General features: G+C 72.0%; 13 protein-coding genes and 1 pseudogene. 10 read left to right on the top strand and 4 right to left on the bottom strand.

The window, feature by feature from the left end; all coding sequences use genetic code 11:
• Window positions 1–10: 10 nt before the first annotated feature.
• Entirely contained in the window at window positions 11–1,048 is a 1,038-nt protein-coding gene (locus tag I003_RS0122870; protein WP_027773647.1) for an NAD-dependent epimerase/dehydratase family protein, read from the bottom strand.
• Window positions 1,049–1,219: 171 nt separating this feature from the next.
• Between I003_RS0122870 and I003_RS0122865 the strand changes: the two genes are divergently transcribed.
• On the top strand, window positions 1,220–2,629 hold the full coding sequence (locus I003_RS0122865) for a family 2B encapsulin nanocompartment shell protein (protein ID WP_027773646.1): 1,410 nt from the start codon (window positions 1,220–1,222) through the stop codon (window positions 2,627–2,629).
• A 54-nt stretch (window positions 2,630–2,683) separates the two neighbouring features.
• Here I003_RS0122865 and I003_RS0122860 read toward each other — a convergent pair whose 3' ends face one another.
• A complete protein-coding gene (locus I003_RS0122860) occupies window positions 2,684–5,101 on the bottom strand; it encodes a phosphoketolase family protein (protein WP_078564270.1) in 2,418 nt (805 codons plus the stop codon).
• Between the two features lie 165 nt (window positions 5,102–5,266).
• Here I003_RS0122860 and I003_RS0122855 point away from each other — a divergent pair, with 165 nt between their 5' ends.
• Together I003_RS0122855 and I003_RS0122850 are read left to right on the top strand one after the other, a co-directional pair.
• On the top strand, window positions 5,267–5,461 hold the full coding sequence (locus I003_RS0122855; RefSeq protein ID WP_027773644.1) for a hypothetical protein: 195 nt from the start codon (window positions 5,267–5,269) through the stop codon (window positions 5,459–5,461).
• 186 nt (window positions 5,462–5,647) lie between these two features.
• Window positions 5,648–5,887 carry a DUF397 domain-containing protein gene (locus I003_RS0122850; protein ID WP_018835984.1) on the top strand — a complete coding sequence of 80 codons (240 nt, stop codon included), beginning with the start codon at window positions 5,648–5,650 and terminating at the stop codon, window positions 5,885–5,887.
• A 535-nt stretch (window positions 5,888–6,422) separates the two neighbouring features.
• On the opposite strand, the gene I003_RS0122845 is transcribed toward I003_RS0122850, so the two are convergent.
• Window positions 6,423–6,911, bottom strand: coding sequence for an ATP-binding protein (locus I003_RS0122845; protein WP_027773643.1), 489 nt, complete (start codon window positions 6,909–6,911; stop codon window positions 6,423–6,425).
• A 284-nt stretch (window positions 6,912–7,195) separates the two neighbouring features.
• Between I003_RS0122845 and I003_RS0122840 the strand changes: the two genes are divergently transcribed.
• The 7 genes from I003_RS0122840 to I003_RS0122810 all read left to right on the top strand — a co-directional run bounded on the left by I003_RS0122840 (window position 7,196) and on the right by I003_RS0122810 (window position 14,845).
• Window positions 7,196–8,056, top strand: coding sequence for a Scr1 family TA system antitoxin-like transcriptional regulator (locus I003_RS0122840; RefSeq protein WP_027773642.1), 861 nt, complete (start codon window positions 7,196–7,198; stop codon window positions 8,054–8,056).
• Between the two features lie 89 nt (window positions 8,057–8,145).
• On the top strand, window positions 8,146–9,603 hold the full coding sequence (locus I003_RS0122835; RefSeq protein WP_027773641.1) for an aldehyde dehydrogenase family protein: 1,458 nt from the start codon (window positions 8,146–8,148) through the stop codon (window positions 9,601–9,603).
• Window positions 9,604–9,751: 148 nt separating this feature from the next.
• A complete protein-coding gene (locus tag I003_RS0122830; RefSeq protein WP_027773640.1) occupies window positions 9,752–10,195 on the top strand; it encodes a CBS domain-containing protein in 444 nt (147 codons plus the stop codon).
• A 175-nt stretch (window positions 10,196–10,370) separates the two neighbouring features.
• Window positions 10,371–10,988, top strand: coding sequence for a PadR family transcriptional regulator (locus I003_RS0122825; RefSeq protein ID WP_027773639.1), 618 nt, complete (start codon window positions 10,371–10,373; stop codon window positions 10,986–10,988).
• 80 nt (window positions 10,989–11,068) lie between these two features.
• On the top strand, window positions 11,069–12,121 hold the full coding sequence (locus I003_RS0122820; protein ID WP_027773638.1) for a daunorubicin resistance protein DrrA family ABC transporter ATP-binding protein: 1,053 nt from the start codon (window positions 11,069–11,071) through the stop codon (window positions 12,119–12,121).
• Window positions 12,118–12,954 carry an ABC transporter permease gene (locus I003_RS0122815; RefSeq protein ID WP_027773637.1) on the top strand — a complete coding sequence of 279 codons (837 nt, stop codon included), beginning with the start codon at window positions 12,118–12,120 and terminating at the stop codon, window positions 12,952–12,954. Before I003_RS0122820 ends, I003_RS0122815 begins: the two co-directional genes overlap by 4 nt.
• 226 nt (window positions 12,955–13,180) lie before the next feature.
• Entirely contained in the window at window positions 13,181–14,845 is a 1,665-nt protein-coding gene (locus I003_RS0122810; RefSeq protein ID WP_027773636.1) for a threonine/serine exporter family protein, read from the top strand.
• Window positions 14,846–15,013: 168 nt separating this feature from the next.
• Here I003_RS0122810 and I003_RS36160 read toward each other — a convergent pair.
• Window positions 15,014–15,174 (bottom strand): annotated as a pseudogene (locus I003_RS36160) (IS701 family transposase); the annotation flags it as partial.

The raw sequence follows: 15,174 nt of genomic DNA, 5'->3' as shown, positions 1-15,174 counted from the left end.
CCCCCGGCCGTCAGGGCGCCGCCCCCAGCGGCGACTTGGCGAACTCCGTGACCCCCTCCTCGAACCCCACGGCCGGCTTCCACCCGAGCTCCGCCCGGAGCCTGGCGGAGTCCGCCGTGATGTGCCGTACGTCCCCGAGCCGGTACTCGCCCGTGACCTGCGGCGCCGGCCCGCCGTACGCCGCGGCCAGCGCGGTCGCCAGCTCGCCGACGGTGTGGACGTCCCCGCTGCCCGCGTTGTACGCCGTGAGCACCCCCTCCGGGGCCCCGTCCCCGTACACCGCCTCCAGGGCCCGGACGTTGGCCTCGGCGATGTCCCGTACGTGGACGAAGTCACGCCGCTGCGCCCCGTCCTCGTACACCCGCGGCGCCTCGCCCCGTGCCAGTGCCGAGCGGAAGAAGGAGGCGACGCCGGCGTACGGGGTGTCGCGGGGCATCCCCGGGCCGTAGACGTTGTGATAGCGCAGCGACACCGCACGCGCGCCGGTGACGCGCGCCCACACGCCCGCGACGTGCTCCTGTGCCAGCTTCGTCGCCGCGTACACGCTCCGCGGGTCCACCGGCGCGTCCTCCGCCACCAGCCCCGGCCGCACCTCCGCACCGCAGCGCGGGCACTTGGGCTCGAAGCGCCCGTCCGCGAGGTCCTCCGCCGCCCGCGGCAGGGGCCGTACCAGCCCGTGCGCGGCGCAGTCGTAGCGCCCTTCCCCGTACACGACCATCGAGCCCGCCAGCACCAGCCGGCGCACTCCCGCCTCGGCCATCGCGGCGAGGAGCACGGCGGTGCCGAGGTCGTTGACGCCGACGTACGCGGGCGCGTCCGCGAAGTCCTCGGTGAGGCCGACCATGGCGGCCTGGTGGCAGACGGCGTCCACGCCGGCGAGCGCCGCCGCGACGGCGTCGCGGTCCCGCACGTCGCCGCGCTGGTACGCGCCGGGGGGCGGCCCCGCGTCCCGTACGTCCAGTACCACCGCCTCGTGCCCCCGCTCCGCGAGGGCGGAGACCACGTGCGATCCGATGAATCCGGCGCCGCCGGTGACGAGTACGCGCATGGCGGCGAGCGTAGGGCCGCGGGCCGGGGCGGCGGCCACTGGCGCGCCCTCCGTCACACTCCGGTAAGAGAACCCCGTAGGACCCCCCCACCCTATCCAGGAATCAAGGCAGATATTCCTACTCTTTCGAGCGATTGCTGCCGCTTTGCGCCGAAGCCTAGCTTCGGTGCCATGACGACCTCGCCAGAAGAAACGTCCGCGCCCGTCGAACCCCCCGCCCGTCTCAGCCTCGACACCGCCGCCGCGCGGAACCTCACCACCACCACCAAGACGCCCCCGCAGATGCAGGGGATCTCCTCCCGCTGGCTGCTGAAGGCGCTGCCGTGGACAGAGGTCAAGGGCGGTGCGTACCGGGTGAACCGGCGCCTCACGCACACGCTCGGCGACGGGCAGGTGGAGTTCACCTCGGTCGGCGACGAGGTGCACGTCATTCCGCAGGAGCTGCGTGAGCTGCCGCAGTTGCGGGCGTTCGAGGACGAGGAGGCGCTGACGGCGCTGGCCGGCCGGTTCGAGCAGCGGGAGGTCGCGCCGGGGGACGCGGTCGTGTCCAAGGGGGCGGCGGCGGATCAGGTGGTGCTGATCGCGCACGGGCGGCTGGAGCGGATCGGCGCCGGGAAGTACGGGGACGAGACCGTCCTCGGCGTCCTCGCCGACGGCGACTACGTCGGCGGGGAGGTGCTGATCGCGGCCGACGGCACGTGGCCGTTCACGGTGCGGGCCCAGACCCGCGGCACGGTGCTGGTCCTCGCGCGTTCCGCGCTCGACGAGCTGCTGGAGCAGGCGGAGGGGCTGCGCGAGCACCTGCGGGCGTTCCGCGAGATCCCGCAGCAGCGGCAGAACAGCAAGGGCGAGGCCGAGATCGAGCTGGCCTCGGGCCACCGGGGCGAAGCGGATCTCCCGGGCACGTTCGTGGACTACGAACTGACACCCAGGGAGTACGAGCTGGAGGTCGCGCAGACCGTGCTGCGCGTCCACAGCCGGGTCGCCGATCTGTACAACGACCCGATGAACCAGGTCGAGCAGCAACTGAGGCTGACGGTCGAGGCGCTGCGCGAGCGCCAGGAGCACGAGCTGATCAACAACCGCTCGTTCGGCCTGCTCCACAACGCCGACCTCAAGCAGCGCATCCACACCCGCTCGGGCCCGCCCACCCCCGACGACCTGGACGAGCTGATCTCCCGCCGCCGGCAGACGCACGTGCTGCTGGCGCACCCCCGGGCGATCGCGGCGATCGGCCGGGAGTGGAACAAGCGCGGCATCTACCCGCCGCGCACGGAGTACCTGGGCAGCGAGGTCAACAACTGGCGCGGCATCCCGCTGCTGCCGTGCAACAAGATCCCCGTCACCGCGGAGGGGACCAGCTCGGTGATCGCCATGCGGCTCGGTGAGGCGGACCAGGGCGTGGTGGGGCTGCACCAGACGGGGCTGCCGGACGAGATCCGGCCGGGGATGAACGTCCGGTTCATGGGGATCAGCGACAAGGCGATCATCTCGTACCTGGTGAGCACCTACTTCTCCGCGGCGGTGCTCGTCCCCGACGCGCTCGGCATCCTGGAGGACGTCCAGATCGGCGCCGGCTGACCGTACCCGACGAGCCCCGGCCGGCCCGGCGACCGCGCCGGCCGGGGACCGCCCTCAGCCCGGCCACGTCCAGTCCGCCACCTCCGGCAGGTCCGTGCCGTGCTCGCGGATCCAGGCGTGGTGCCTGCCGCGTACGTCCTCCATCCGCTGCCGCACCGCCGCCGACCCCACGGCCAGCCCGGGGACCCGGTCGATGACGTCCATCACCAGCCGGTAGCGGTCGAGGTCGTTGCGTACCACCATGTCGAAGGGCGTGGTCGTGGTGCCCATCTCCTTGTAGCCGCGCACGTGCAACTGGTCGTGCCCCGCATGCCGGTACGCAAGCCGGTGGATCAGCCACGGATAGCCGTGGTACGCGAAGATGACCGGGGCGTCGCGGGTGAACACCGCGTCGTACTCCCGGGCCGTCATCCCGTGCGGGTGGTCCTCGTGCGGCATCAGCCGGGCGATGTCGACGACGTTGACGACCCGTACCGCCAGCTCCGGCAGGTGCTCGCGCAGCAGCGCCGCCGCGGCCAGCACCTCCTGCGTCGGCACGTCCCCGGCGCAGGCCAGCACCACGTCCGGCGCCTCACCGGGACGTTCGGTGCCGGCCCACTCCCAGATGCCGACGCCGCGCAGACAGTGCGCGCGGGCCTGCTCCAGCGTCAGCCAGTCGAACGACGGCTGCTTGCCGGCGACGACGACGTTGACGACGTTGACGGTGCGCAGCACGTGGTCGGCCACGCACAGCAGGGTGTTGGCGTCCGGCGGCAGGTAGACCCGGACGACACCGGGACTCTTGTTGAGGATGTGGTCCACGAAGCCGGGGTCCTGGTGGCTGAAGCCGTTGTGGTCCTGCCGCCAGACGTGCGAGGTCAGCAGGTAGTTGAGCCCGGCGACCGGCGCCCGCCAGGGCTCTTCCCGCGATGTCTGGATCCACTTGACGTGCTGCCCGGCCATGCTCGCGACGATGTGCGCGAACGCCTCGTACGACGAGAACATCCCGTGCCGGCCGGTGAGGACGTACCCCTCCAGCCAGCCCTGGCACAGGTGCTCGGAGAGCACCTCCATGACCCGGCCGTGCGGCCCGTGGTGCTCGTCCGTCCGCTCCGTCTCCGCCTGCCACGCCCGGTCCGTGACCTCGAACAGCTCCTGCAGCCGGTTGGACGCGGTCTCGTCCGGGCCGAAGACCCGGAAGTCGCGGCGCTCCGCGGTGTCGGCCATCACCTGCCGCAGCATGGCGCCGAGCACCCGGGTCGGCTCGTGCTGCCGGCCCCCGGGCCGGTCGACGGCGACGGCGTAGGTCTCGGGCCCCGGCAGCGGCAGCGCGCGCCGCAGCCGGCCGCCGTTGGCGTGCGGGTTGGCGCCGAGGCGGCGGTCGCCGCGCGGTACGCAGGCGAGTACCTGCTCGCGCGGCCGGCCGTCGGCGCCGAAGAGCTTCTCCGGCCCGTACGAGCGCAGCCACCGCTCCAGCTCCGCCAGGTGCGCGGGGTTCTCCCGCACCTCGGGCAGCGGCACCTGGTGGGAGCGCCAGGTGCCCTCGACCGGGGCGCCGTCGACTTCCCTGGGGCCGGTCCAGCCCTTGGGGGTGCGCAGCACGATCACCGGCCAGCGGGGGCGGGTCCGCAGGCCGCCGCGGGCGCGCGCGGTCCGCTGGAACTCGGCGATCCGGTCGAGGGCCTCGTCCATCGCCGCGGCCATGTCCCGGTGGACGCGCGCGGTGTCCCGGGGAGAGGAGCCGCCGCTGACGTGCAGGGGCTCGTGGCCGTAGCCGCGCAGCAGCTCGTCCAGCTCGCTCTCCGGGATGCGGGAGAGCACGGTGGGGCCGGCGATCTTGTAGCCGTTGAGGTGCAGGACGGGCAGCACGGCGCCGTCGTTCACCGGGTCGAGGAACTTGTTCGCGTGCCACGACCCGGCCAGCGGCCCCGTCTCCGCCTCGCCGTCGCCGATGACGCAGGCGGCGACGAGGCCGGGGTTGTCGAACGCGGCGCCGTAGGCGTGCGCGAGGGAGTAGCCCAGCTCGCCGCCCTCGTGGAACGACCCGGGGATCACGGGCGCCACGTGGCTCGGCGTCCCGCCGGGGAAGGAGAACTGCCGGAACAGCCGCGCCATCCCGGCGGCGTCGCGCGAGACGTCGGGGTGCACGTCCCCGTACGAGCCGTCGAGCCAGGCGCCGGCGTAGACGGCGGGGCCGCCGTGGCCGGGGCCCCAGACGCACACGGCGTCGAGGTCGCGGGCGCTGATGACCCGGTTGAGATGGGTGTAGACGAGGTTGAGGCCCGGACACGTGCCCCAGTGGCCGAGCAGCCGCGGCTTGATGTCGCCGGGCGTCAGCGGCTCGGTGAGCAGCGGGTTGCGGGTGAGGTAGATCTGACCCGCGGCCAGGTAGTTGAGGGCGCGCCAGTGGGCGTCGAGTTCGGCCAGCTCCTGCTTCTTCATCGTCGTCCCATCGACGGTGGGGGGCGGTACGGCGGTATGGCCAAGTTTCACGGCCGGGGTGCGCGTAAACCGCCGGACGGCGCGCGGCGCGCCCCCGCCCGCCCCGGACGGCCCTTCAACCACCCGGATGGCGGGCACGGAACGCCAGGAAAGGGGGGTACGGGTGGGACAGACTGCCACGTATGTGGACGGCGAACCCCGGGGACCGGTGATCAGATGGCCGTGTCGGTGTCGGTCGTGCTGCTGCTCTTGGTGCTTGCCGTGATGTTTCTGCGCAACGGCTCGCTGAAGACCTCGCACGCGGTGGTCTGCGTGCTGCTCGGCTTCTATCTCTCCGGGACCACGGTTGCCCCCACGATCCAGTCCGGTCTGGAGGCCACGGCGAACGTGGTGAGCAGCATCCGGCCGTGAATGTGGCCGCATCGGGAACTATTCGGTACCGCCTTGTGCGTTGAACCTTCGGGGGATGACCTTGGTGGACGCCTGATCGAAATCAACCGGGCACGCTGTGTGCACGTGCATTTGCGCGTGCACCTAGCCGCCAACACAGCTATGATCCCCGACAGTTGACATTGGCAACCACCTTGGAGAAGCGCTGTGGCCCACGCATACAACGGCATTGCGGCCAGAGATCTTCACGGCGCCGCCTGGCAGAAGAGCCGGCACAGCAACTCGCAGGGTTCCTGTGTGGAGTTCGCCAGGCTTCCCGGCGGCGAGATAGCCGTTCGCAATTCCCGATTTCCCGAAGGCCCAGCCCTCGTCTACACCCGTGCCGAGGTAGAGGCGATGCTGCTGGGCGTCAAGGACGGAGAGTTCGACCATCTCATAGTTGACTGACACCCCCCTATTCCCGGCTGCACCGCCCGCTTCCGCCGTCTTGCAGGGTGAGACCGCAGCCGGCTGTCATCCGGATCCTGGCTGAGATATCGCCGTAGCAGGCGTCGATCGCGGTACATCCGCGATCCGCACGGAATGCGATCGCTTCCTTTCCGTCCGCGAACGGTCCCGGAGCGTGAATCATCCAGTATCCAGGGCGCGGCGAAGAGTAGCCGTCGCTGCACAGCAGTTCCGCCTCCGGCACTTCGGCCCGGACGTTCGCGAGCCTGTCGTCGCGTGCCGGTGCGCCGTGGGCGACCGGCTCGGAGGCCGGTACGGCGATCCATGAATCGTTCGGAGGGGCCACCCGGGAGACCGGGCAGGACGAGGGCGAGGAGGGCGCTTCGGGCTGCCCCGGAAGCGGCCGGCGGCGTCGTCCCGCGGCGGCGCTGCGGGGCTGAGCCCGCCACGGCGGCGTACGGCGCCGGGCCCCGCTCATGCGTCGGAGCCTCACGGCCGGCGGCCGTCAGGCGATCGGTGTGCGCGTACGAAGCAGTCAGTCCGCCGCGGGCGGCGGCAGGTGGAAGACGGCCCACACCACCTTGCCGCGCGGCGAGCCGTCCAGCGGGTGCCAGCCCCAACTGTCGCTGAAGGAGTCGACGAGATAGAGCCCCCGCCCCGACTCCGCGCCCACGTCGGCGACCCCGGCCACCGGACTGGCGGTGCTCGGATCACGGACGGCGCAGACCAGCCGGGAGGCCCAGCGCATCAGATGCAGCCGCACCGCCAGGTCCTGTCCTTCGCAGCCGGTCAGGGCGTGCCTCAGCGCATTGGTGACCAGCTCGGAGACGACCAGCACGACATCGTCGCTGAGGTCGGTCAGCTCCCAGTGCCGCAGCGTGGTGTGGGTGAAGGCGCGGGCGCCGCTCACGGACTCGTGGCTGCCGGATATCGCACAGGAGGCCGCACCGTCGACGGCGCCGGAGTCCAGCGGGGGCAGCCCTCGCCATAAGGGCGCGAGCACGGCTGCTGCTTCGGTCCCCATGCGCGGCACTCCCCAGTCGCGTGCGTGTCTGTCGTCACCGTGCGGATGCCCATGTTTCCGAATGCCTATGGCAGATGCAAGGGCAGATGCACGTGCACGAGCGAGGAATGTGTAGCAAGCTACCGGTTCAGGGGCATTGTCCGCCAAGATTTTCTCGGTTGGGTAACCGTTCGGGCACGCAATGATACGGAGTGGTGGCAGTATGGGCCGGTGGCGCCGGGGGCGCGCTAGTAGTGCCATGTCCTGTGTAAGTGCCATGTCGCCGAGGTGGGTGGAGGGCTCCGATGGCCGTGGACGGATCAAGCGGATCGGTCGTGCGCCGTATCCTGCTGGGCTCTCAGCTCAGACGGTTGCGGGAGGAACAGGGGATCTCGCGCGACGCCGCCGGATACGCGATCAGGGCCTCGGAATCCAAGATCAGCCGGATGGAGCTGGGCCGGGTGAGTTTCAAGAGCCGAGACGTGGAGGACCTGCTCACGCTGTACGGCGTGACCGATCAGACCGAGCGCGACGCCCTCGTCGGCCTCGTCAGTGAGGCGAACACCGCGGGGTGGTGGCACAGCTACAGCGATGTCCTGCCGGGCTGGTTCCCCACCTATGTGGGGCTGGAGTCGGCGGCGGCCGGCATCGACGTGTACGAGGTCCAGTTCGTGCACGGCCTGCTGCAGACGGAGGAGTACGCGCACGCCGTCGTCACCGCGGGCCTGCCCATCTCGCCCGCCGAGGCGGACAAGCGCGTGGGCGCCCGGCTGGAGCGGCAGAAGCGGCTGTACGCCGAGCATCCCGCCCAGCTCAAGGCGGTGCTCGACGAGGCCGCGATCAGCCGCCCGTACGGCGGCCGGCAGGTGATGCGCAAGCAGTTGCAGCACCTCCTCGACGCCTCCGAGATGCCGAACGTGTCGCTGCGGATCATCCCTCTGGCGCAGCACGGGCACACCCCTGACTCCGGTGCCTTCACGATCCTGAACTTCCCGGAGAAGGACCTCTCCGACGTCGTGTACGTCGAGCACCTGACGAGCGCGCTCTACCTGGACAAGCCGGAGGACGTCGCGACGTACACGAAGGCGATGGACCTGCTGCGCGTCGCCGCCCAGGACGAGGCGGAGTCGAGGGAGTTGCTGCACGGGCTCATCCGGGAGGTCTAGAGAGGCGCATTTCGCGCACCAGTACGATGGCGTGTCAGCGGTCACAGCCGTGCCCGCTGTCCGCCGTGCGCAGGGGTGCTGCCTCGCTCATGTCTCTCTTCTCCGACCTGGCCCTGCAGTACATCGACGGTAAGTGGTGCCCCGGCGCGGGCTCGTGGGACGTCATCGACCTCGACCCGTACACCGGAGAGCAGCTCGCGACCGTCACCGTCGCGACCGCCGCCGAGGTGGACGTCGCCTACCGCGCGGCGGAGCGGGTGCAGCGGTTATGGGCGGAGCGCTCGCCGTACGACCGGCGGCAGGTCTTCGAGCGCGCGCTGCGGCTCGTCGAGGAGCGCGAGGAGGAGATCACCCGCGCGATCGTGGCGGAGCTGGGCGGCACACGGCTGAAGGCCGCGTTCGAAATCGCCCTCACCAAGGACGTGCTGCGCGAGTCCGTGTCGTACGCACTGCGCGCCGAGGGCCGGGTGCTGCCGTCGCCGACGCCCGGCAAGGAGAACCGTGTCCACCGGCTGCCCGTGGGCGTCGTCGGCGTCATCGGCTCGTACAACTTCCCGTTCTTCCTGGCCGCGAAGTCGGTCGCGCCCGCGCTCGCGCTCGGCAACGGCGTGGTGCTCAAGCCGCACGACTACTCCCCGGTCACCGGCGGCACGCTGCTGGCGTGGCTCCTTGAGGAAGCCGGGCTGCCGCCCGGACTGCTGAACGTCGTCGTCACCGACACCGCCGAGATCGGCGACGCCTTCCTGGAGCACCCGGTGCCGCGCGTGCTGTCCTTCACCGGCTCCACCGAGACCGGCCGGCACGTCGCGACCGTCGCCGCCCGGCACTTCAAGCGCACCGTGCTGGAGATGAGCGGCAATTCGGCCATGGTCGTGCTCGCCGACGCCGATGTCGACTACGCCGTGGACGCCGCCCTCTTCAGCCGCTTCGCCCACCAGGGGCAGGTCTGCATGGCCGCCAACCGGGTGCTGGTGGACCGGGCGGTGCTGGCGGAGTTCGCGGAGAAGTTCGTCGCCAGGGCCGCCGCGCTGACCGTCGGCGACCCGTCGGACCCGGCGACCCAGCTCGGCCCGCTCATCGGTGCCCGCGAGGCCGCCGACCTCGCCGCGCAGGTCGACGCGGCGCTCGCCGCCGGGGCCACCGCGCTGCTGCGGGGGCGCACGGACGGCGCGCTCGTGGAGCCCACGGTGCTGACCGGGCTGCCGCCGGACAGCGAGCTGCTGCGGCGGGAGTTCTACGGTCCGGTGGTGTTCCTGCTGCCGTTCACGGGCGAGGACGAGGCCGTACGGATCGCCAACGACACCCCGTTCGGGCTGAGCGGCGCGGTGCACACCCGGGATCTGGAGCGGGGGGTACGGCTGGCGGGGCGGATCGACTCGGGGATGGTGCACGTCAACGACGGCACGATCCACGACGAGCCGCTGGTGCCGTTCGGCGGCGAGAAGTGCTCGGGGACGGGGCGGCTGAACGGGGAGTCGACCGTCGACGCCTTCACCACGCAGAAGTGGATCTCGGTGCAGCACGGCCGGACGCACTTCCCCTTCTGAGCGGCGGAGGACCCTCTTCCCCGTACCTGTCACCCGTTCGGCGGTGCTTCTCTCGCCCGGCCGGCCGGGGGCCCGGAGCATGGCGGTGACGGAGCCGCTTTTCCCACCCCCTCCGGACCTCCCGGCCAGACGAACAGGAGCCCCCGCGATGACCGCTCCCACCACCGCCCGGACCGCCCGCGACCTCATGCACGAAGGCTGCGAGTGCATCGACTCGACCGAGTCCGTCGCCACCGCCGCCGCGAAGATGCGCTCCATGGACGTCGGCTGCCTGCCGGTGTGCGGCCAGGACGGCAAGCTCGCCGGCATCATCACCGACCGCGACATCGTCGTGGAGTGCGTCGCCCAGGGCCGCGACATGACGACCTGTATGACCGGCGAGCTGGCGGCCGGGCGTCCGGTGTACGTCGATGCCGGCACCCCGGTCGACGAGGTGCTGCGCACGATGGAGCAGCACCAGGTGCGCCGTGTCCCCGTCATCGAGGACCACCAGCTCGTCGGCATGATCAGCGAGTCCGACCTGACCAAGGGCCTGTCGGACGAGCAGATCGCGGCCTTCTGCCGCAGCGTGTACGCGGGCGGCCACCACTGACGTCCGTACCGGCGCACCGGTGCAGGGCCGGGGCTCCCGCGCGGGGAGCCCCGGCCCCCGCCGTACGCCCTCGTGCCCGCCTGCCCCGCTCGTCCGTACGGGGCCTTCCGTACATGCTAGTCAAGGTTGACTAGGCTGGGAGGCCACACTTCCCCGCGGAAGAGAAGGGGTCCCGTTGTCCGCGACTCGCCTCCTGGTCCTGGGTGCCGTCCGCCGGCACGGCCGGGCGCACGGCTACCAGGTCCGGGCCGACCTGGAGTACTGGGGCGCCCACGAGTGGTCCAGCGTCAAGCCCGGCTCGATCTACCACGCGCTCAAGCAGATGGCCAAGCAGAACCTGCTGATCGCCCACGAGGTGGCGCCCAGCACGGCCGGCGGCCCGCCGCGCACCGAGTACGAGATCACGGCCGAGGGTGACGCCGCGTACTTCCGGCTGCTGCGCGAGGCGCTGCGCCGCTACGACGAGAAGATCGACTTCCTCACCGCGGGCGTCGGCTTCCTGGTCGACCTGCCGCGCGCCGAGGCCGTCGGGCTGCTCAAGGAGCGGCTGGAGGCCATGGAGGAATGGCGGGCCGCGGTCCTGCAGCACTACTCGCCCCAGGAGGGCGAGGACTACGGGCACATCGGCGAGATCATGCGGCTCTGGCTGCACACCGCCGAGGCCGGCGCCGAGTGGACCCGCTCCCTGATCGCGCGGCTGGAGGGCGGCGCGTACGTGATGGCCGGCGAAGGCGACCCGTGGGCCGGGGTGGCGACGAGCCCGGAGGATCCGCGCGCTCCCGATCCGCACTAATCAAGTTTGACTAATGGGGGGACGGGGGATACCTTCGGGCCGGTGATCAAATTTGACTACCGGAGGAGCGGAGGAGGCGTATGACGGCGATCCTCGCCGAAGGACTGCGCAAGACCTACGGGAAGAAGACCGCCGCGAGGGCGGCGCTCGCGGGCCTGGATCTCGCGGTCCCCGCGGGCACGGTGCACGCCGTGCTCGGCCCCAACGGCGCCGGCAAGACCACGGCCGTACGGATCCTGGCCACCCTGCTGCGCCCCGACGCCGGCACCGCGCGCGTCGCGGGCCACGACGCGGTGCGGGAGCCGGACGGGGTCCGGTACCGCATCGGGCTGCTCGGCCAGCACGCCGCGGTCGACGAGGTGCTCAGCGGCCGGCAGAACCTGGAGCTCTTCGGCCGGCTCTACCACCTCGGCAGGGCCGGTGCCCGGCGGCGGGCGGCGGCGCTGCTGGCGCAGTTCGGTCTCGATGACACCGGCGACAAGCCGGTCGGCCGGTACAGCGGCGGCATGCGGCGCCGGCTGGACCTGGCCGCGAGCCTCCTCATGCGGCCCCGGGTGCTCTTCCTCGACGAGCCGACGACGGGCCTCGACCCCCGCGGCCGTACGGAGGTGTGGCAGGCCGTCCGCTCGCTCGTCGGCGACGGCACCACCGTGCTGCTCACCACGCAGTACCTGGAGGAGGCCGACCAGCTCGCCGACCGGGTCTCGGTCGTCGACCACGGCCGCGTCGTCGCCGAGGGCACGGCCGACGAACTCAAGGCCCGGCTCGGCGGGGACCGCATCGACGTCGTCGTACGGGACGCGGACCGGCTCGGCGCCGCCGCGGCCGTCATCGGCATGGCCGCCCGGGCCGGGGAGGACGACGTCGAGGTCGACTCCGACGCCCGGCGGATCAGTGCCCCGGTCGCCGACCGCATGGCGGCGCTGGCCGAGACCGTGGCCGGACTGGGCGCGGCGGGCGTGGCCGCCGAGGACGTCTCCCTGCGCCGCCCGACGCTCGACGAGGTGTTCCTCCATCTCACCGGCCGCAAACAGGAACGGGACCGGGAGCGGGAGCGGAGCCCGGAGCAGGAGCAGGCAGCAGATGGCGGCACGGGGGATGCGCGTACCGTCACGGAAGGGAGCGCCCGATGACCGCCACCACCCTCGCCGTCCCGCCACCCGCCCGCACGCCCGGAGCACGGCTCAAGTGGGCTGTCGTCGACGGCCTGACGATGACCGGCCGCGGCTTCGCCCACTGGGCCCGCCGGCCCGCCCAGGCCGTGGTGAGCCTCGTCTTCCCGGTGATGATGCTGGTGGTCTTCACCTACCTGCTCGGCGGCGGCATGGCCGTGAGCGGCGGCGGCAGCTACCGCGAGTACCTGGTGCCGGGCATGCTCGCGCTCGCGATGTCCTTCGGGCTGGAGGCCACGATGGTCTCCCTCACCTCCGACCTCGGCAAAGGCGTCGTCGACCGCTTCCGTACCATGCCGATGGCCCCGTCCGCGGTCCTGGTCGGCCGGGCGCTCACCGACATGGCCGAGTCGGTCGCCGGGCTCGCCGCCATGGCCGGCGCGGGGCTCGCGGTCGGCTGGCGCTGGCACGGTACGTGGGCGGAGGCTCTGGCCGCGTTCGGGCTGCTGCTGCTCCTGCGGTTCGCGATGCTGTGGGCCGGGATCTTCCTCGGACTCCTCGCGGGTAAACCGGAGATGGTGCAGGCGGTGCAGATCCTGGTGTGGCCGGTGGCGTTCCTGTCCAGCGCGTTCACCTCGCCGGAGACGATGCCGGGCTGGCTGGGCGCCGTCGCGGAGTGGAATCCGATGTCGGCGACGGCGGGCGCGGTGCGCGAGCTGTTCGGCAACCCCGGCTGGAGCGGCGACTCGTGGGCGGCGCAGCACCCGGTGCTGCTGGCGGTGGTGTGGCCGCTGGTGCTGCTCGCGGTGTTCTGCCCGCTGGCGGTGCGCCGGTACCGTGGTCTGGGGCGCTGAGAGCACGTACGCACAGGTGGCGGGCGGCGCCCGCGGGCTCGCGCGACGGCGCCCCGGATCCCGGTGGCGCCCCCGCTGCGCGCCAGTGGCGCCCCGTTTGTACGACTTGATCCGATGTGCCGCCGTGCCTCCGTACCCTTCCGACCCCCCGGGGGCGTTCTTCCTGCGTCCGACTTATGCTCGCGGGCGTAAACCTTTCGGCACGTCCGCGGGGGGTGATGGTCCAGTGGGTCAGGAGCCCGAACCGGATAACGGCGAAGACAAGCCGCAGTCCGACGAGGCGCACAGCGCGTTCACGCCGCCCTTCGGCGTGCCCCTCCCCCCGGCGCCCGAAGACGGCCAGACGACTTCGGAGTTCGCCCGCCCCCCGGGCATCGGCGAGCACGCCCCCGAGGACCACGGCTCCGGCTCCGGCTTCCGCCCCCCGCGCGGCGGCCCCTCGGCCGCCGCCGGGGCCGCCCCGCCGCCCACGGCACCCCCACCCGCCACCGGTCCGCTGTCGCGGTCCACGCCGTGGCAGGACCGGATGCGCGTCATGCTCCGTACGCCCGTGACGGAACGCCCCAAGCCCGAACGGGTCCTGTCGCCCACCGAGGAGACCGCGCTGCCGGTGCCGCGCGTGCTCGACCTCACCCTGCGCATCGGCGAACTGCTGCTCGCCGGCGGCGAGGGCGCGGAGGACGTCGAGGCCGCGATGTTCGCCATCGCCCACGCCTTCGGCCTGGACCGCTGCGAGCCGACCGTCACGTTCACCCTCCTGACCGTCACGTACCAGCCGTCCCTGGTCGACGACCCGGTGACGGTCAGCCGCACGGTGCGCCGCCGCGGCACCGACTACAACCGGCTCGCCGCCGTCTACCGCCTCATCGACGCCATCGTGGACGAGGACGCCGCCGTCAGTCTGGAGGAGGCGTACCGCGGGCTCGCCGAGATCCGCCGCAACCGCCACCCCTACTCCAAGTGGGCGCTCACCCTCGCCAGCGGCGGCCTGTCGGGCGCGGCGGCGACGCTGGTGGGCGGCGGCCCGCTGGTGTTCTGCGCGGCGGCGATCGGCGCGATGCTCGGCGACCGGCTCGCCTGGCTGGCGGCGGGGCGCGGGCTGCCGGAGTTCTACCAGTTCGTGGCCGCGGCGATGGCGCCCGCGGCGGTCGGCGTCGCGCTCAACATCGCCGAGGTCGACGCCCAGTCCTCCGCCGTCATCACCGGCGGGCTCTTCGCGCTGATCCCCGGGCGGGCCCTGGTCGCCGCCGTGCAGGACGGGCTGACCGGCTACTACATCACCGCGTCGGCGCGGCTGCTCGAGGTGCTCTACCTCGTCGTCGGCATCGTCGTCGGGGTGCTGATCGTGCTCTACGTGGGTGTGGAACTCGGCGCCGAGCTGAGCCCGGATCAGGCGCTGCACCGCCAGGAGCGGCCCGTGGTCTCGCTGCTGGCGGCGATGCTGCTGACGCTGGCCTTCGCGGTGCTGCTCCAGCAGGAGCGTTCCACCGTGATCGTCGTGACCCTCAACGGAGGCGTCGCCTGGCTGATCTTCGCGGTCATCGCCCACCAGGCGAACAAGTCGCCGGTGCTGGCCACCGCGCTGGCCGCCGGGCTCGTCGGGCTCTTCGGCCAGCTCTTCTCGCGCTACCGGTTCATCTCCGCGCTCCCGTACATCACGGCCGCCATCGGCCCGCTGCTGCCGGGCAGCGCCACGTACTTCGGCCTGCTGGGCTTCGCCCAGGACGAGCTGAACGCCGGCGCCCGCTCGCTGCTGACCGCCGCCGCACTGGCGCTGGCCATCGCGATCGGCGTGAACCTCGGCGGCGAAATGGCCCGGCTGTTCATGAAGCGCCCCGGCGAGAAGACGGCCCCCACCCGACGGGGCGTCAAACGCACCCGCGGGTTCTAGTACTACAGGGCTAGATCTTGATCACCTGAAGTCGTAGCCGCCTTCGGAAGTGGTGGCGTCGTGCCTCCGCCTGATGCGCGCGCCTCCAGATCGACCAGTGAAGTCCCTGGTCGATGGCGGTGCGAGTCGAGCCGATCAGGTTGAACAGCCGCCGGGCCTCGGTGACGGTCAGGGCCGCGAGCCGCCGCGTTCGCGGCCCGCGGTCACCGCCCAGGCGTGAAGAGCCCCCTTTTGCGGGGTTCGGGTCATCGCGGCCAGGAACGCCAACGCCAGCATGGACAGGGTGATATGGCGATACCAGGCGTCGTATTTGCGTACCTGGTAGTTGT

The sequence above is a fragment of the Streptomyces sp. CNQ329 genome (genome assembly GCF_000482585.1).
This window is presented reverse-complemented; position numbering and strand designations above follow the sequence as displayed.